The sequence below is a fragment of the Vibrio sp. 10N.222.52.C3 genome (assembly GCF_041474195.1).
GTDB classification, from domain to species: Bacteria; Pseudomonadota; Gammaproteobacteria; order Enterobacterales; family Vibrionaceae; genus Vibrio; species Vibrio crassostreae_C.
On record NZ_JBFRTQ010000035.1, the window covers coordinates 18,058 to 37,186 of the forward strand.

A 19,129-nucleotide genomic window follows, 5' to 3' on the forward strand; every position below is an offset into this window, starting at 1 on the left:
TTATCGACATAGATTCGGTAATAATTAGCCCGCAAGGGTTTAAGTGGTGGTTATGAAATTGACAATGAATGCTGTATGTCGTGCTGTGACGAGAAATTATCGTATGGGACTTATCGCTGCATCTCTTTTGGTATCGAGCCAAGTGAATGCAGAGTCGGTTCTATGTGATGCAACTCAGGCAAGCACCAACCAATTACCACAGCTAGATCAATCATGTCCGATCGGTAAGGGCGTGTGGGGCAGTAAAGCACCAAAACGTCATTCAGATAACGAACTGTTTTGGGTTCAATGTGGCCTGCTGAACAAGCCTTTGTCACTGAGCCGAGCAAAGCCTCTGTATGAGAAGATCTCGACCAACGTTTGGATGAAGCCGGAAGGCGGAGACTACCGTTGCTTAATCGGACCTTATTCTACCTTCTCTGATGCGAGAAAAGACCTAGCTCAGGTGCGTAAGGTTTCTGGTTACGGTGAAGCCTTTATTCGTATGGTCGATAAGTCGAAAACCTCATCACAGCCTATTGTGGCAAAACCAGCAGAGCCAAAAGCGGTGACGCACAAGGCTCCTGCAAAAGTAGAAGCTAAGCCTGCACCGAAACCTGTGGCTACTAAGCAAGTGGCGGCGGTAGCGAGCGCTGCAGCAATTCAGACGCTACCAAGCGGTAACGCGAGTTCAGACAATGATCTAGAGATCGAGATTCGCGTGAAAGCAGACATTGCGGGTAGCCAATATGCTATTCCTTACCTTCTAGATCATCAACAACAGTTCTACATGGAGCAAGGTAAGCCTTGGAGCCGCCTAGATTACGATAGCGCTGAATTGGTGTGTAATCAGGTCAACATGAAGCTGATGAGTGAGAAGCAATGGCAAAGCATCTTGAGCTCAAAGGTTATGGAAAAACAGAACTGGCCAATGCATCTCCCTTATTGGGGCGCAGATAAGAAAGGTCTGTTTACCAACGGTAACGTCAACCAGTTGAAAGGTTCTTCATTGCTTAATGTGATGTGCGTTAAGTAACGACGACCGTTACCAAACCAAATAAGCCTCAGCCATTGCTGGGGCTTTGTTGTTTATACGCCTCTCTTTTTCGACATCGGTTCGACTTTTAGACACTCGTTCTTCAAGACGAATTTGATTAAAAATCGTTAAAAATTGTTCAAATAGCGCGGCTGATGCGTAGAAAACCATAACTCAAGCAATAAGGTGATTGAGATTATGAGTTTAAAAAAACGATTAGAAGACGTGGCTCCACGCTTTGAAGCCGGTGGTAAGTACGAAAAGCTCTACCCAGTGTATGAAGCTTTCGCGACAATATTCTATACACCCGGCAACGTAAACCGCGGCATAACCCATGTTCGAGACAGTATAGATCTTAAACGCATCATGATTCTGGTGTGGCTAGCAACTTTCCCCGCAATGTTCTGGGGGATGTATAACGTCGGACACCAAAGCGTTCTCTCACTAACCTCCAGCTATCAACTCAACGAACTTGCCTCTGTTATAGAAAGCAGCTGGCGTCTGTCTTGGGCATTTGGTGATGCGCAGTCATTGATGGCAAGTGGTTGGGCAAGTCAGATGTTGCTTGGTGCACTCTATTTCCTACCTGTTTATGCCACGGTGTTTGTTGTGGGTGGCTTCTGGGAGGTCTTGTTTGCTGTCGTTCGCAAGCACGAAGTTAATGAAGGCTTTTTTGTTAGCTCGGTGCTGTTTGCACTAATCCTCCCTCCAACTATCCCGCTCTGGCAAGCTGCATTAGGTATCACTTTTGGTATCGTTGTCGCCAAAGAGCTGTTCGGTGGTACAGGACGAAACTTCCTTAACCCTGCACTAGCAGGCCGCGCGTTTCTCTATTTCGCCTATCCAGCCAACATGTCGGGTGGGCTTGTGTGGGTTGCCGCTGACGGCTATTCAGGCGCGACACCGCTGAGTCAATGGTATGAAGGCGGCAGCACGTCACTCATCAATAACATGACTGGCGAGGCGATCACCTGGATGGATGCCTTTATCGGTAATATTCCAGGTTCGATGGGTGAGGTGTCGTCACTGCTGATCATGCTGACGGGGTTGATTTTGATTGTGATGAAGATAGCGTCTTGGCGCATTGTCGCCGGTGTGATTGTCGGCCTTGTCGTGACGTCGAGTTTACTGAACTGGATAGGGTCGGAAACCAACACGATGTTTTCGATGCCGTTCTACTGGCACTTTGTGTTGGGTGGTGTAGCGTTTGGTACCTTCTTCATGGCAACAGACCCTGTATCTGCCGCGTTTACCAATCAGAGTAAGTGGGCTTACGGGATCTTGATTGGTGTTATGACGGTCGGTATCCGAGTGCTCAATCCTGCTTATCCAGAGGGCATTATGCTGGCTATCTTGTTCGCCAACCTGTTCGCTCCGCTGTTCGACTTTGTAGTGAAAGAGCAGAACATTAAACGAAGACTTAAACGGACATCGCGCTAATCTAAGTGGTTAAAAGGGAAAGTCAATCCCATAAGAAAGGCTTGCATTGATGCAAGCCTTTCAATTTTTATCGCGATTGATTTGAGGTTGATTTAACTCCACTTCAAATCAATCTCGAAAGGTTGTGTGCTACCACAGTGTTCACCACACATTTCGTCGTAGGCGCTGTTATGAACCAGCATAGCTGATGCGACACCTTGGTCGCTAAAGTGATCGCGTGCTTGGTTAACACTCAAAAACTTCATAGGATGCTGGTGGTCATCTTTAATTAATTGCTTTTGCTCGCCAATAACTTGGTAAGCCAAGTAGATCCCGCCTTCAAATGATTCAATTAGTAGATTCATAATGAGCTCCGCTCTTTTAGTGTTGGTTTGTTTTCCGTACGCGGAATTTCCGCTGAAGGTTCAGATCGTACGCATAAAAAAGCCTTGTCGAGAGCGACAAGGCTTAATGTTAGTTAAATTATATGTTGAACTAATTCAACTTTATCTTGCGAAACTAAACAGGATGTCTGCAAATTTACCAAGTTTTTCTTCTTTCACTTCACCATGAATGGTTCTAATACCGCTCGTGATTGGAGTGATAGAAGTAAAATCGATACCACAGCTGTTATTTTTCGCAGAATCAAAGTACTGCACTTCCCAGGAAAACGGTGTTCCCGACATTGAGTACACGTCGAATGTGTAGTTTGCTTTTACTTCTTCACAGCTCATTTTAAGGTAAATGTCTGCATCTGATACACCACTCTCACACATGTTAGTATCAGTGCAATTGTCATCTACATCATTCATAGCTGCGTCAACATCCATATCATTAATGTTGCCATTTTGGTCAATATAATGAAGAGTACCTTCAACCCATACGTCATCAGTAACGCCATCAGTAATGCGTTGAGATATTAAGGCATTCAACTGTTGTGGAGTAGTATAGGCAGGGTGCATTTCCTCAAAAGTCATACTTTCTACTTTGTCGTCAATTGAATAGTCGAAAGTTTCTGTATTTTGGAACACAAAGTAGTCTTGGTACTTTTGAGCACTATAGCGAATAGTGAATGATTCATCACCATCATTGATATTAAGTACATACCCCCCACTAGCATCAATAGTGTATGAACCAAGTGACTCAAAATTATTGTTGTTAGCAGGAGACGACGAAGTATTAATCTCAGGGCAAGAAGTAAAGCTTTCTTGAGTACGAGTGTATGCGTAGAGCGTTTGTGTTTCTGAATCGAAATATCGAACCTCACAAGCTAAGCCTGTACCTTCATCATTGTAGTTTTCTAGTGCTGATTGATACAAATATTGGTCTTCGATAGATGTTGTGGGAGGTGTAACATCTCCTGGCTGAACGTTAGGCAACCTAAACGTTACCATTTCTGATTCAATATCATTTTCCTCACCACCCGAAAAGTTGATCCCCTGTGCGATATACAGAACAACATTATTGGTCTCTGAAGTTGGGCGCCCACTTAATGTTACGAAGCCCGAACTATCAACACTTACCGATACACCCGGAATCGGGTTGCTTGGCGCTTCATTATCATGTGGCGCATAGTGAGCGTAATATTCAATATCGCCCGAAACCTTTGAGCTAAACAGATTTGCAACGCTGAAAGCTTCTTCAAAGTCTTTACCAACAGTCAGTGACCATTGCGTCGTAATTTGTGCTTGTAGATCTGCTTCTAACTCTTCGTTAATACTGATGCTGCCAGCTTGCACTGGAGGCATTGTAAAGTTCGCAGGTGCAGACGCTAAGAAGGTTGAAGTGTGACCATCATCAGCATGAATGGTGAAGTTTACCTTGTTGCTATTAACCTTTTTTGGGTAACCCGTTATGTGAATTACGCCAGATACTGAATCGTACTCAGATTTAAGACCAGGAACTGCACTGTCGATATTTGTTGTGTATGTTAGGTGAGAATCTTCACGATCTTCAAACAACGTATCTACTGGGATCTCTCCGGTAAACTGGGCACCTTGGATTAGATTCCATGTAGATACAATTTCAGTCTGGATTCGTGTCTCTTCCGTATCCACAATGCTTGGAGGTGTGTTGAGTAGGTCAACATCGAATGAAAAAGTAGTACGCAGTGTACTGGTTACTTTCGCATCTTCATCTTGTGTATCTTTGTCTTCTGCTTCAAACGTAATTGTGTAACTGCGCTGCGGATTCTCCAATGAGCCTGAACTTGATAATGTTAACGTAGTACCAGTTTCGTCAAGCTCAGCAGTGATCTCTCCTTCTCCATCAATTTTAACTCTAGGCCTTACCGGAGTTAGAGCACCGTCTACTGAATACTTATCTTCAAAAAGATTGTTTGGTACTTCAATCGTTTCTAAAACAGTATCTGTTTCGGTAATTTTGAGTGTATGGATCTGTTTCTGGATCGCTGATGCTGCTGATGGATTAACTAACAACTTAAAGTTGCGAATAGCGGTCTCTGGCTCAGTTGGATCAATGATTGGCCTGTCGTTTACCAGGTTCTCATCGCCCATATTGTCTTCTGTAACGATTTCTTCTGATTTTTCAGTAGCCGTGTCCGTGATTACCTCAATTTGTTTTTCGTATTCTGAAGGGTTTTTCGCTTTTGACTCCGTAAGAATCTGCGCAGTTTTATGAAGTCGAGCACTTTGCAGGTTGCTCTTAGAGTCTTCGACAAAGTCAGAGAAAAGATCAATTGGTGCTTCTTCTGTGCCCCCAAGGTTGCTACTTACTGCTGATGCGGCAGCTTCAAGTGTGCTGTTATTTTTGCGCATCTCGATAGCGACTAGATCGGTAATTGGAGATATAACGACACCTTCACTGCCATCAACCTTTGGTGTGCGAAGTACGACAGCGTTGGACATAGGTTGGTCCGGAAGGTCCATATCTCTTGTATATAGATCTAACAGTTTATCCAGTGATTTTGTATTGTCAGGAAGAGTACTCAGTTTCTGAGCCAGCTCTGGAGTTACATCGCCAGGACGGAGCGTTTGTAAACCTAGGCTGTGTTTGACCTCTGTATTTTTCGGTAGTGTTAATTCACCGTTTTCGTCTGTTAGACCGAACACAGTATCGATGTCTAGATTCAGTTTCCCGTTGTCGTCCACATCGGCAAACACTACGGCGTTATGGAAGTAGCCATCAAATCCCTTTACTACAATGCTACTCGATTTATCACCTGAATCGCCGCCAGGAGGAGTACCATCATTGCCAGGGGTATTACTCGTATGGGGGCTATCACTCCCACAACCTGTTAAGCCTAGTGCCACCGCAGCCGCTAATAACGTTACCTTTTTCATTTTTTATCCTTACCCTGAAGAGTAATTATTTTTAGGTTAATTAAGATCTGCGGCGTTTTTACCTTTGTAGAGTGGATTTCACAAGACACGAAATTTGAGTGAAATACCGTAAATTATTTTCAATAAATTGGGTTGTGCTGCGTGTTTACTTTCCTCGTTAACCAACAGCGAGAGAACTTTAAATCCTTTTCAATTAGGCTGTCGCTACACGCTAGTAGCTGGCTAATTTCTTGAGTTTGAAGCCCCATAAGGTATTTCAGTTTGAATGCTTGTGATTGCCTTGGGTAATTCAAAGTAAAGTGGTCAACAGCCTTATCCATAATGATTAGCTGCTCGAAATGCCTTTCTTCTTGAGGGGGAACTTTTGTGGGGAGTTGGCGTTTCTGTGCTTGTTGACGTCGAGCGTTATCGATGAGTATTTGTCGCATGATTTTTGCTGCCATTAACAGAAAATCACGAGTGTCTTTTATTGATTGAGTATCAGCAAAAGAGAGCTTTAGGTAAGCATCGTGAACTAACGCCGTTGTGTTGTTGATGCTATTCCAAGACACCCAACAGTTTTGTTCATGCTTGGTTGTACTCCGTTTTCGCTCCTGTTGGGCGAGTGTGTAAAGGTGTGAGTAAGCGAAATGATAGAGTTTTTGTTCAGCCCCTTTATAGCCTGCTTTCCAATCGCTCACGATCGATTCGATGTCGGTTAGTTGGTTACTCATATTTAGCAGTTTCCTTTTTTTGATTCTGAGCGAACAGCCTGCGGGGTGATTATTTGTAATAGTTTCGCCTTTGTTTTTGTTGGTATGTCTGGGTCTCCTAAAACAGCTTTGTGCGTATGCTTGAGTACCGCATTGATCGATGCTTTTGATTTAGGGCTTTCTTTTATTAGAGACAGTGTTCGGACAAATTGCTTTGTGACCCTTTCAGAAGCGCGCTTTTCTATTTGAAGTTGCTGGCTTTTTTTGATCAAAGGAGTGTAGAAACCTACACCACACCAAATAAGCACGGTAGACAAAGCACATTGAACCGGACGGCGTTGGCATAGCTTCAGAGCAGAATAGAATGGTTGGTCTTGATATGCTGTGATTGGGCGGCAAGCGATTATCTGCTTAATGTCGTTGTAAAGTTCATTGGTACTCGAATAGCGCAGTAAGGCGTGGCGTCGTGTTGCCTTTTGAATTATGCAGCGAAGGTCACCCTGACTTATCGGTAGTTTAGGAAACATGAAAGTTAAGATCTTTCCTAGAGCGTAAATATCACATTGGACAGTGGGTGGACTTCCGTTGATTTGCTCTGGGCTAGCGTAGTCATGGCTGTAGGCATTGATTGTGATTGGGTAAGCAGACAATTGGTCATTGATTCCTCTCATTAAATTAAAGTCGAGTATCTTCGGGTGACCTTCACAATCGATTAATATATTTTCTGGCTTTAAATCGGTATGCAGAACTTGGTGTTTGTGTGCGTGTGAGATAGCAGCGCATATTTTTAAAAATAGACTGAGCTTCTTTGTTTTATTCAGTGAATACGTAGCAAGGTATTCATTGAGGGTACACCCTTTTATGTGTTCCATTACAATATAAACAGACCCTTCATGTGTCCCTCCATCGATCACCTTGGTTATATATGGGTGATTCAACGTCGCAAGCGCTTGTGCTTCTTGAAACAGATACTCTTTATCTATGAGGTGAGATAAAGCGGGTTGAATGAGTTTTATGGCAAGATCTTGATGGAATGTCTTATCCACTCGAGTAGCAGCATAGACAACACCAATACCGCCACGACCTATTTCGTAAGATAGGTGGTATTTATCAATGTATGTATCAGAGAAGTTAGCTTTTTTGTCGGTAGCTTGAAGTGCGCTTACACCAAAGATGTGTGTAAGAGACTCTAGATCTGACGAGAAGAGAAGGGGGTAAATCTTGTTATACAGTTCGACTTGGTGTGATTTTAATTCTTTTAGGTATTTTGTTTTTTCTGCCTCAGATAGGTCCAATAATTGATAAAAAAGATCGGTTATATGGGTGTTGGCTACTGACATTGTCGCTTGTTCAAGAATTATTATGAACGGGATTCTATAAGTACGAGCTATAGATTTTGCTGAGATTTGACAATCTTTTATAATTTTTTACATATCAGTACGTTGTGCGTTCTTTTTTTGTTCAAGCTGGTTAATAAAAAGCAGGCCTAAGCCTGCTTCTTTCTTCAATCTTATGATTTGCGATTAACGCATCGTCTGAAACTACTAACACAGGTTGGCTCTGTAAAAAATCTGGAAAGTTCTATGTGATAAGGTTTGGTGACCTTTTCCAGAAAAGTAGAGAAATATCTCCACTTTTCCTAAAATACTGAGCTGCAGTATACCACTTTCCAGAGTTTTATCTATTTGGCCTTAAGTCTAGCTGATCAATGCCTTCTAATGTTTGGACAACTTTTTCAACTTGTTCGCTATCAAAATCATCACGATCAGCTTCTTCATGCGTCCCTTTGTTAAGGTAAGTCCAAACTAAGTTATTTTCGGGAATGCCCAGAATATGCGTATAAGCTGTAATGAGAGGATCTTTGTTTGGATGTTCGAATGTTTTGGCGTCTCTTAGGTTTTTGCATATGGCATTGCACAGATCTCTTAAAGAAGGCTCAGCTCCTGCGCCAACAATCATCAGCTTTAGTACACCATGACCATGACTACCAAGCCATCTCCATACTTTTTCCGATATCATTTCTAAAGCTTGTCTTGACGCAGATAGAGCATCTCTATCATTTAAAACATCTTTTGCAGCTCTAGCCTTGGCAATGTAATTAGCGCTTGGGATATTACCTACAACTCTCGGCTGGTAGTTTCCATTGTGATGGCGGAGCACATAAACCTTACAGTCATTTCGTTTTTGGACGGGCAAGTGCTGTTGGATATCTTTAATAAACTCATTGCTATGGCAAGTAACAATCAATTGATGCTCTTCAAAGTTATCACTTTCAAATATTGTTTCTCGAATCCCACCTCTATGATCGTGATCTATTGCATTGATAGCATCATCAAACACAATTACAGGGCATCCTATGCTTTTGGCTTTCGCTAGCAAAATTGCTAGCCCTAAGCAGCGAATATGTCCTTCACTAAGGACATGTAGAGCATCGACACTGTTCTCTAGATTACCTCTAAAACAAATTTCAATCTTTCCATTTCCGTCTATTGGGAGGTGTAATGCTGCAAGCTTATCTTCCTCACGATCACTACGATTAAAAGAGTTGTATAACTCCATAGTAGCTTCATTTAGTCCTTCCATTAACTGAGCTGGAAGCTCTGACCTGTATGCCTTAAGTGCTTCAAGGAATTGGTCATAACAAGTTTTGTATGGGCGATCTCTTTCAATATTCGCTTTTTCTTGCTCAGCAAGAGCGATCAATTCAGCATTTGCTTCATCAAACTCTTCAATACGCCGTTTCGCTGCCTGTAATTCGTTTAAGAGTTGTTGTCGCTTAAGGTCTTGTGCTTGAATGCGAAGTTGATACTGGATTAATGTTTGGCGTTCCTCAATGTGTATTTGACGTTGTTGTTCAGCTAGCTGTGACTGTTCATCCTGCTGAGATATTAGTCCTACAATGCTATATAGTTGGCTTAGAAGGCTGTTATTTAGTCTGGCCTCCTCTGTTTTTGGGTAGATATCTAGCCACCATATATCTGTTGGTTCATCAGGAAGTTGTTCTAAATACTGCTTAAGTGGGGCAAAATCTTTACTTTCGCCGTTAAGGAATGAATGGACAGTTTTTAGTGTATTACGAAGTGTTCTAGAGGCTCGCTCTAGCTCAATTTGCTTTTCCTGCTTTTGCTCTTGCAGAAGTGTCAACTCCCTTAATTGTTCTAGCCCACTAGTCGCTTTTTCAAATGGGTTTTCTCGTACACTTGATTCTCCTGTTAAAGGTGTATTGCAAGCAGGACATCGGTCACCAGTTATTTCTTTAAGCTCTAGAATAGAATTGTAGAGAGCTTTATAAGAAACTTGGTCGCTCATTGTGTGGAGGGCGGTCGTGATCTCGTTAAGGCTATCACTTAGGGTCTGGACGCTATCTAGTGTTTCACTGATTTTTGGGAGTGTTAGTCCAATTTGCGCAGGAGGAATAGTTTCAATTAGTTGATTCAGTTCATGTATGCGACTAGGTTTTTCGTCTGAGCCAATCAGTAGCTTTAAAGATTCGTATGTTGTCTCATCACTATAGGTAAGTGCTAGAGCCTGTTCTTCATTTGTTAGGTTAGCAAGTGAATCTGCTTCATTTGCAACAAGCGCTTGGTCAGCAGTAAGAGTAGCTTTACGAGCGGTGAGCGTCGTTTGGTGTTCATTGGTGAGTACGAGCTGCCCATCAATACTCTCGTTGAAATGGCTTACAAAATCACTGAATTGATCCATTCCGAATAGAGTAGCTATCAACTCTGCACGCTGTCCGTTGGGGCGTGCTGCCATTCTAGAGAATGAGTCGATGCGATTTCTTTCAACAAAACAGAATCGGTAACTTTCAGGATTAGAAACGACGTTTATTTCCTCACCCTCATGATTGATGGCAGTTAGTTGCGGCACCTCGAATCTATTTTCAATGACATTCTTTAAATATGTATTTGCAGCAATACGTTTGCTACCAGCCTCTTCCACTTCACCCAGTAAAGCATACTCAAGTCCTTCACAAAGGCTGGTTTTTCCACTTCCATTTGGGCCATAGAAAAGGGTTATCTGCTTTGATAAATCAAATGGTTCTGGAGTACGAAAACCTCGAAATGGCCCAAGTGTTAAATTATTTAATTTAGCCCATGACCATTCACTTTCTTCGTTCTCAAGGGCGATTACTGGTTCATTATCTTCAGCCGCTTCAAGTGCGCCGCGCATTAGCTCTACAAGATAGATAGATCGGCTACTTCGGTGTCGTGTAGTTTGAGATAGCTCGTCAAAATTACGAAGAACAAGATTTGCTAGCTTACGCACGCTGCTAGGTGTATTTTTGTCTGGTTGGTGAAGCCATCGAACAAATTGCTCGAAGTCTTGCTGACTAGATGCCATTGTGAGTCCTATACTGAACGAATTTCATAATTCAGGTCAGTATAATTCTTCATCAATGGCGTATATACCTGTTTTAAGGGCTTTTGTGATAGTTGGCCTCATTTGACAATTGTTGTGACTCAACGAATATCGATATGTCTATTTGATAGATATCACCTGACTTCGTCTTAGTGTTGCAAGCTGCTCTCGAAGATCCGCATTCTCATACTCCAACTCATCAATACGAGCCAATGCCCGCACCAGCTTATCGTTCAAGTGATGCTGTGCCGCCGCAAAAAGAGCTAGCTTCTTGCGTTCTGCTTCGTACTTAGTCTTGTAGTTATCCTTGATGCGTTTCTGCTCTTTGAGCTTGGAGCGTACCATCTGGATTTCTGGTTGGACGATTTCACCTTTGCCTGTCGCAATTTCAGCTTTGGTTTGTTTAACTTTTTCAACAAAGTCAGGGTAGTAATAGCCACTGCCATTACCTAAATTTGCCTCTTCCTCGACAGCTCTTACGCTGAGCTTGCGGTGAGTAGGAATGCGCTTGGGCTTGCCCTGTTTAATACGCTCTAGGGCTGACTCTAATGCTAGCAGTGTGTTTTCGCTCTTACTCATAAGTTCGTTACCTTCAAATCACGTTCAAAGGGGGTGAAGGGCATATCAAAGTCAGCCATGACTTTCTCTGCGGCTCTTACTTGAGTGACATAGTGAGAATGCTCACTCACCGAAATTTCTTCTCCAGATTCCATATATGCCACTAAGCTGTGGTGTTTCTTCTGCCACCATTTAGCTTGTTGTTCATCAATGATGCTACCACCAGAGCCACAGTCGATACAAAACTGAGGTGCTACCACGCCATCCATATTGCAGTTGTAGCCATTTTTACAATAGCTGTGCAATGAGCCGTGCAGTGTTAACTTGCCGTCCTTAACCGCCCTATAGATGATCTCCCAAGAGCTATAGATACTGGGTATTTCGCCGCGCATTTTCATGATTGCTTTACCGTGAATTCCCGCGAGTTTTTCGTCCGAATGCCACTGTTTAAAAATCTTGTTCGCCGTTGATTCTGCATTGATGTCATTGAGCAGGTTTTTTACCTTTTCGTCTACCATTAAGTCCCGATAGCTCGCCAGCTTTCCGCCATTGGTGTACCACTCGGTCATGGCTAAATACAGGTGCTTAAATTGCTGTTTCAGTGCAACTAATGTACCAAAGCGGTTCTTAATGCAGTAAAACGCCAGTGTGCGCCTGAACTGGTGTGGAGTTAAGGGCCAAGGCTTACCAACCGCGACAGATTCTCTAATTCGCTCTAACGAGCGCGGGTTAGACTCAAGGCATTCCTGATAATCTTCTTCACTCACCACCATGCCGAATTGCCGACAAAAACGCTGTAAGCGGGAGGACCAGTCAGTAATTAATACTGGACTTTTAGAGCGATAGGTATGATTAAGCCAAATGGAGTCAGTATATTTGTCATTGGGATAAACGACCTCTGAGCGCCAGCGCTCTGTGAGTGTGGACATCAGTTCGATAGCTGCTTTTGAAGACGCTGCTGTCACCCAGGTTTCGCGTTTTTCTCCCAGCTTAAAGGTGTGAGATTGCAGCATGTGGTAGTCGCGACCTTCAAAGGTGTCCTTGTAGTAGCTGTCAGGAGTGAGCTTGTCTAATTCGGAGTCCCGCATTCCGCTGAACCCGCCACATACGATGTAGCTACTGGTAATCAGTTGCCCAAGGTAACGTTTGAAATCAGTTCCGTTGCTCAACTTAACATTCGGCAGTTTTTCGGCTAATGGTGCAATGATATCGAGAACGGAGTTGGGCTGATTTTCTTGAAGGGCCGACGCAAATTTGTGGTTATCAATCCCTCCATCAGTTTTTAAAAACGTGAACATGGCTCCTTGCGCAATCTTTTCATCGAGGACACGCCTACCTTCTAGATAGTTGTCTTGCATGGCATTTTCGGTTTGGGCAATTAGCGCCCGAAATGGATGGGCTTCTTCGATAAGTTCAATCGCTTTACCATAAATCTCATCACATAAGCGCTCAGGGATAACCAGAGTTTGCTGCTTGTGTAGGTCGCAAAGTTTTTTTGCCTCAACAGATGCCTTAATCGGCGCGGTAAAGCCTAGCGCTAATTGATGCCACGGTGCGAACTCGATAGCTTTGTTGATAGCAATAAAACATTGCTCAATAGTGCTTTGTGCGTACCCGTTGTTGATAAGATATGCCTCAAAAGATTTCCAGTGACTGGGTTTAGAGAGCGCTTGTAATGAACTGAGGCAGTTTTGTATTAGGAAGCGATAGGCGAGTTTTATGCTTGCCTGTCGAGTTTTAGTGCTAGAGAAGGAAGTTGCTTTTCGTTGTTTCGGGTTCTTGTTAAACAGCCAACCAAAAGTGAGCAGTTTTAGCTCCCGTTGCAGTGCCGGTGACCGTTCGAACTCTGCAAATGGTAAATTATTTTTGCTTTTTTTTCGGGAGAACGGCAGGCAGTTCCAGTCGCTATCGCCGAAGCTTGCCGTGACCGCACCTTTTTTATCCCTGCAGACGATAACCGCATCCAGTTCATCAAAGCGTTGTTCATGATACAGCCTGATCAAATCAGTATCTTGAATTTTGTGCGCTGTTGGAAAGCTGGCTTCATAAAGGTGGTCGGTTTGCATTATTTTGCCCCCTTAGCAACGCGAGGAATGAGGTTGAGAATGGAATCGACTTCGCCCCACGCTGGGTGCAAGCCATCGTCATTCAGACGCGCTTCTGCTTGCTTAAGTACCTTGGCATGGAGGTTGGGTAGTATTTTCTGGTCGATGAAGGAAATAATCGCCTTGAAGTTGTTGCGATAATGACTGGCATCTAAATGCAGGTATAGCGACTCTTCGATGCAGGCTTTAAACGAGAGCAGGCACCAGATATCTGCCACCGACTGAACAATGACTTGCTCTGGACAGCCAAAACACGCTAACAGGTCGGCGCACGCTAATCGCTCCCCCTCTTTGGCTAATCCGTGGCGTCGGGCTTGTTTGGTATATTTCTCCGACTTTTCACCAAACGGGTTGTTACAGCTTGACCCGCTTGATGTTCGACTGAGGTTAGGCAGTTTGATGCTGTTTTCTTGTTCAATCACTAGCACATCAATTGCCAGATTCTGCCTCGCTTGCGAGGTGTTAACCTTACTTTTGGCCTGCTCCTCTCTTATCGCCATGGTATCTTGCATCATGCCATTATTGGTTGTTTTATTGCCTTCACTGTAATGCTTCTTGCGGGTGTTGGGCGTGTTGTTCAGCATGATGTCGTTCGCCATGTCGCCCTGATGAAATGCGGTTAATTGGGCACCGGTTTCGCGGAATCGGCTTATCATCGGACGCAATCGACGACCCGTTTGGTCAGTAAATGAAAAGTGCGCTTCCATCCAGTCTGCAAAGCTACGGAGTGTTGTAGCCTTTATTGGCTGTACCTTATTGGCAGTGACCGTTTGCAGCAAGAGGGGCTGTTCACCAGTATCAACTAGCATGGATGCTTCACGCAACTTATCGAAAAAATCTAAGGCGTATTTTGGAATATCTAACTCATGGCCACACATTTCCACCTGAATCGTTTTAAACGCACGGCGTTTAAAGGCAGGCATGGTGTACCATACCTCGTCCAGTGTGGTTGAAGCATTGTCTGGTTGGCGGAGTTGCAACAAGTTTCCGGTATTGCTATGGGTGTAATAGGCCAGTAGGAACGCTCCTGCGCACATCATCTTGCTAATTCCACCATACAAGGGGTATTGTTTACCCTGCCAGTGAAAGGTCATGGTGGACACGTTTTTGTAGGCATCAAAATGCTTTTCTGGGAATGCAATAAATTGCTTTTGCGTCTGCTTAAAGACTTGTCGTAAAAATGGAAGCAGTTGGTTTAAATCGCTGCGGGTGTAGGCTTCGTAAGGTTCTGTATCGCTGGAATCCCTGACCACCACGTTATCGAAGTAGTGATGCGACAGGTCAAGATATTTGATAAACAGGATACTCATATCTCCGCGTATCCGCGCGTAGGTCGAGTTTTTCATCAAACCTAACATCACTCGGTCATTTTGGTGAGACATATAGCCTTCAATAGAGCATTGGGTGAATGCTTTGACGCTCTGTTTATCGCACCACCTGAGATACAAGGATGCGGTAGAAAAGACGTTGTACAGGGTGAAATGACTGCCACCTTCTTCAATCTCTTTATCGAAGCTTTGTTTTAACTGAAGAATAACGCCCTCTCGTTCAGCGTCTTCAAATTGCCCGCCCTGTTGCAATAACTGCGTTGAGGGAAAGTGCTTGACCAGAAAACGGTTAAAGTCCGCTTTTTGAACACTATCTCTGTCTAATTGGATACACAGCTCTGGCTGCCAACCGCTGAGATATTCCACCTTACTCATTGCTACCTCCCTGTTCGTTATGCAATACGCTGTGCATGATGCTATCGAGGATGCCAAACTTGACCTTGAAAGCCTTTTTCCGTCTTAGAAAGCGCAAATACTTCCAGGTGGTCGATTCATTTTTATGTCCCATCCAAGCCATCAGCAGTTCCATGCATTCAAGGTCAAGGAGTCCAGCTTCAAGCAGGTCACTGAGGCGGTAAGTGCCATAGGTCGAGCGAAAATCGTGGAAACGGTGCATAAAAGTGGGGTGCGACTTTTTGATTACGCTGCGCAACTCTGACCATCTGGCTTCAATGGACTTTGCGCTGACCGGATTACCTTGCTCACTGACAAAAACGGGTTCGTGACTCTCACAACGCTCTAGTGCATCAACTGCTTCCTGCTTCAGCCCCAATGCCACTTCAAATAAGTTATCTAGTTTATGATTTAGCTTTGTCACACGCTGTAGGCGCCGCTCAGAGGTGCGGTAATCATTTAACTGGGCTAGTAGCTCAGCTGATATTTCAATGGTTCTTTGCTTGGCATATTTGGTTTGAACACCATACAACTGCGGTGAAATCGTCAGTTCATAGCGGTGCTCACTTTCAGCAAGGGGGATCGCAGTCTTTAATGCATCCAGCGTGAGTGTGGCTACTTCATTGATCCGCATTCCGGTATCAATAGAAAGCAGCACCTGAAGGCGTAGTTCAATGGATGCTTGAGGCAGATACGAGGTTAATATGTCCAGCGAATCGTTACTCAGGGGAGTAAGCGGCCTGATGTTCTTGCTGCTGCTGTCCCTCGGCACTTTAATTCGTAGATCACTGGTCTGCACGGTAAACGTTGGCGATATGTGTGCCAGCATCCCAGTGCTTTGAACGGATACGAACTCCATCTTAAAAGGAGCCTCTTTTTCGTTCTTGATTTTCAAGCAACCATCATGCATTAACCACTTGTAGTAGTTAACAATTTGATTCATTCGGACGCTTGCTGTGCTGTGAGCTAATTCACCATTCTTGATTTGTTTTAACAGGTGAGAACGAAAAAGATAAGTTGGTTTTAGTCTTTTGACGGGCGGGAATTTATTCCATGCTAATTGTTTATCTTCAAGGAATTGGTAGTAAGCATGTAACGCTTGAGCGCAGGGGGATAGGTCTTTAGCTGCTTTGATGGATTTTTGGTAGAAGAGGTAACTATTTGCTTCGTGGTTGAACGAACCATCTTGATTAAACAGTGTAGGCAGTGAGCCAATATTCCCCTCAACAGGAGAGCATTGACAGTTGTTATCACTGACTGATAACTCTGTCTGTTTGTAGACATTGCTTGATTGTATGAGATACATAAATTTACCTAGAAAACCACTGACCATACATACAGTATGGTCAGTGAGTAATTATTTTCCAGATTTATTTATGTGTGTAAGATGTTTTTCCTACACTAACCTGTCATGGTAACAAATTCTTCGCTGCCAGTTGGGTGAATCGCCACAACAGAGTCGAAATCTGCTTTGGTTGCGCCCATTTTCATTGCAACGCCGAAGCCTTGAATCATCTCATCAACCGTGAAACCGATGCCGTGTAGGCCAACGACAGTCTCTTCTTCGCCAGCACATACTAGCTTCATCTTACAAGGTTGACGGTGCTTGGTTACCGCTGTGTACATAGCCGTGAAGCCAGACGTGTAAACCTTGATGTTGTCTTTGCCGTATTGCTCTTCAGCTTCTTGAGTCGTTAGACCAATAGTGCCGATAGGTGGGTGGCTGAATACAACAGTAGGAACGAGCGTGTAGTCCATTTTTGCGTTTGTTTGACCGTTGAATAGACGCTCAGAAAGCTGACGACCGGCTTTAACAGCAACAGGTGTTAGTTCGATACCGCCTTCCATGATGTCGCCAACACAGTAGATGCCAGGAACGTTGGTTGCTTGGAATTCGTCTACTTTGATGTAGCCACGGTCGTTCGTTGCAACGCCAGTTGATGCTAGGTTGATAGCGTCAGTTGCTGGGTGGCGACCGATAGCCCAGATTAGGTGGTCAACGTTTTGAGTGTTGCCGTTCTCTAGGTGCAGAGTCAGTGTGCCGTCTGCTTCTTTCACTACTTCTTTTGGAACAGAGTGTGTATGCAGTGTTGGGCCTTCCGCTTCCATTACTTCAACCAATGTCTCTATGATCATTGGGTCGAAGCTACGAAGTGGTGACTCTTTACGACAGAACAAGTGTGTTTCTGTGCCAAGTGCGCTTAGTACGCCTGCGATTTCAACTGCGATGTAGCCAGCGCCGATAACAGCAACACGTTTAGGTTGCTCCATTAGGTCGAAGAAGCCATTTGAGTCGATGCCGTATTCTGCACCTGGGATGTTTGGAATGGTTGGACGACCACCTACCGCGATCAGGATGTGATCTGCTGTGTAGTGTTCACCGTTCACTTCAACTGTCTTTTCATCAACGAACTTAGCAAAGCCTTTGATTACGTTTACTTTGTTGTTACCTAGTACGCGGTCGTAAGATTGGTGGATACGACCAATGTACGCTTGGCGGTTTTCAATCAGCTTGCTCCAGTTAAAGCTTTTTACTTCAACGTCGAAGCCGTAGTCCTCAGAGTATAGGTTGATTGCTTCAGCGACTTGAGCGCCGTGCCACATTACCTTTTTAGGAACACAACCAACGTTTACACAAGTACCACCAAGGTCTTGAGCTTCGATAAGTGCAACTTTTGCACCGTGCATAGCTGCGCGGTTAGCCGATGCGATGCCGCCTGAACCGCCACCGATACAGATGTAATCAAAATGAGTCGCCATTACTTTCTCCATTTATTGAAGGTTGTAGTCACAGTGAGAGCACTGGATACCTACGTCCTATAGATTCTTAAATTGTCTAATTATTATATTGAGGGCAGATCGGTTGAACTCAATCTCCCTGTTTAAAATTTATTCGTCCACATCACAGTCTGTTGAAGATTCTTCAGTCTATGATGTGGACTCGAGATTACTCGGGTACGATCCACTCTACTTTGAAGTGACCGGTTGCTGGTGCAATTGCTTCCTTCAAGAATGGAAGAATCTCGTTCATTTGGCTTTCTAGCTTCCAAGGTGGGTTGATAACAATCATGCCTGATGCTGTCATGCCACGCTCGTTGGTGTCTGGTGATACGCCAAGTTCGATCTGTAGAATCTTGTTGATGCCCAAGCTTTCTAAGCCTTCGATCATGTCTTCGATGTCACAACGGTTCACTACTGGGTACCAAATGGCGTAGATGCCGGTTGCCCAGCGCTTATGGCTTTGAGCAATGGCTGTCACTACATCACGGTACTCTTTTGCAAGTTCGTACGGTGGATCGATCAGTACTAAGCCGCGGCGCTCTTTTGGTGGAAGGCTTGCTTTCAGGCGCTTAAAGCCATCTTCTTTGTAGATCGATACCTGACGATCGCGGTGGAACTCTTGCTCAAGCAGCGGGTGATCAGCTGGGTGAAGCTCGGTCAGTACCATACGGTCCTGGTCACGCAGGTGGGCACGTGCAACACGTGGCGAACCTGGGTAGTAGCGCAGCTTGTCGCCGTTGTTTAGCGTTGAGATAGACTCAAGGTAGCTTTGAATGTCTTCAGGAAGGTTTTGCTGTTCCCAGACGCGAGCGATACCTTGTTTGTATTCACCGGTTTTTTCAGACCATTCATGCGTTAAGTCGTAACGACCTACACCAGAGTGAGTGTCATGGTAAACAAAAGGCTTATCCTTCTGTTTCAAAGAATTAAGAATAAGGCTCTGTACGATATGCTTTACTACGTCGGCATGATTGCCTGCGTGGAAGCTGTGGCGATAACTTAACAAATTAAACTCTCGTAACACTCTCGTTTTAGAGTGTGGTTAGTGTAGGTGGGTTAATCTGATTATTATAACCCTCAATGGACCATAAATTCTCGAACAATTCGGGGACAGTCGTCAGCTATCTGCAGTTAGTTATTGGTTCTACTATTGAAATTTGCCTTATTGGGCACT

General features: G+C 44.1%; 12 protein-coding genes and 1 pseudogene. 2 read left to right on the forward strand and 11 right to left on the reverse strand.

The genetic code is table 11. The annotated features are described in order from the left end of the window. Positions 1-52 precede the first annotated feature (52 nt). Both AB4517_RS06410 and AB4517_RS06415 read left to right on the forward strand, forming a co-directional pair. On the forward strand, positions 53-1,015 hold the full coding sequence (locus AB4517_RS06410; protein WP_372148069.1) for an SPOR domain-containing protein: 963 nt from the start codon (positions 53-55) through the stop codon (positions 1,013-1,015). A gap of 198 nt (positions 1,016-1,213) precedes the next feature. Then, entirely contained in the window at positions 1,214-2,455 is a 1,242-nt protein-coding gene (locus tag AB4517_RS06415) for an NADH:ubiquinone reductase (Na(+)-transporting) subunit B (protein WP_372148070.1), read from the forward strand. Positions 2,456-2,547: 92 nt separating this feature from the next. Here AB4517_RS06415 and AB4517_RS06420 read toward each other — a convergent pair. The 11 genes and pseudogenes from AB4517_RS06420 to AB4517_RS06470 all read right to left on the reverse strand — a co-directional run. Beyond that, positions 2,548-2,808: pseudogene (locus AB4517_RS06420) on the reverse strand (DUF6482 family protein); the annotation flags it as partial. Positions 2,809-2,940: 132 nt separating this feature from the next. Beyond that, entirely contained in the window at positions 2,941-5,736 is a 2,796-nt protein-coding gene (locus AB4517_RS06425) for a hypothetical protein (protein ID WP_372148071.1), read from the reverse strand. Positions 5,737-5,855: 119 nt separating this feature from the next. Next, positions 5,856-6,449, reverse strand: a complete 594-nt coding sequence (locus AB4517_RS06430) for an ECF-type sigma factor (protein WP_372148072.1) — start codon at positions 6,447-6,449, stop codon at positions 5,856-5,858. A gap of 2 nt (positions 6,450-6,451) precedes the next feature. After that, a complete protein-coding gene (locus tag AB4517_RS06435; protein WP_372148073.1) occupies positions 6,452-7,768 on the reverse strand; it encodes a serine/threonine-protein kinase in 1,317 nt (438 codons plus the stop codon). Positions 7,769-8,105: 337 nt separating this feature from the next. After that, positions 8,106-10,772, reverse strand: coding sequence for an AAA family ATPase (locus tag AB4517_RS06440; protein ID WP_372148074.1), 2,667 nt, complete (start codon positions 10,770-10,772; stop codon positions 8,106-8,108). 138 nt (positions 10,773-10,910) lie between these two features. Next, positions 10,911-11,369, reverse strand: coding sequence for a hypothetical protein (locus AB4517_RS06445; RefSeq protein ID WP_372148075.1), 459 nt, complete (start codon positions 11,367-11,369; stop codon positions 10,911-10,913). After that, positions 11,366-13,414, reverse strand: coding sequence for a hypothetical protein (locus AB4517_RS06450; RefSeq protein ID WP_372148076.1), 2,049 nt, complete (start codon positions 13,412-13,414; stop codon positions 11,366-11,368). Before AB4517_RS06450 ends, AB4517_RS06445 begins: the two co-directional genes overlap by 4 nt. Continuing rightward, the gene (locus AB4517_RS06455; RefSeq protein WP_372148077.1) at positions 13,414-15,156 is read right to left on the reverse strand and encodes a hypothetical protein; all 1,743 of its coding nucleotides are present in this window, start codon (positions 15,154-15,156) and stop codon (positions 13,414-13,416) included. Before AB4517_RS06455 ends, AB4517_RS06450 begins: the two co-directional genes overlap by 1 nt. Beyond that, complete coding sequence (locus AB4517_RS06460) at positions 15,149-16,480, reverse strand: tyrosine-type recombinase/integrase (protein ID WP_372148078.1); 1,332 nt, start codon at positions 16,478-16,480, stop codon at positions 15,149-15,151. Before AB4517_RS06460 ends, AB4517_RS06455 begins: the two co-directional genes overlap by 8 nt. Positions 16,481-16,575: 95 nt before the next feature. Continuing rightward, positions 16,576-17,934, reverse strand: coding sequence for a glutathione-disulfide reductase (gene gorA / locus AB4517_RS06465; protein ID WP_372148079.1), 1,359 nt, complete (start codon positions 17,932-17,934; stop codon positions 16,576-16,578). A gap of 187 nt (positions 17,935-18,121) precedes the next feature. Then, on the reverse strand, positions 18,122-18,961 hold the full coding sequence (locus AB4517_RS06470; RefSeq protein WP_086711565.1) for a 23S rRNA (adenine(2030)-N(6))-methyltransferase RlmJ: 840 nt from the start codon (positions 18,959-18,961) through the stop codon (positions 18,122-18,124). Positions 18,962-19,129 lie beyond the last annotated feature (168 nt).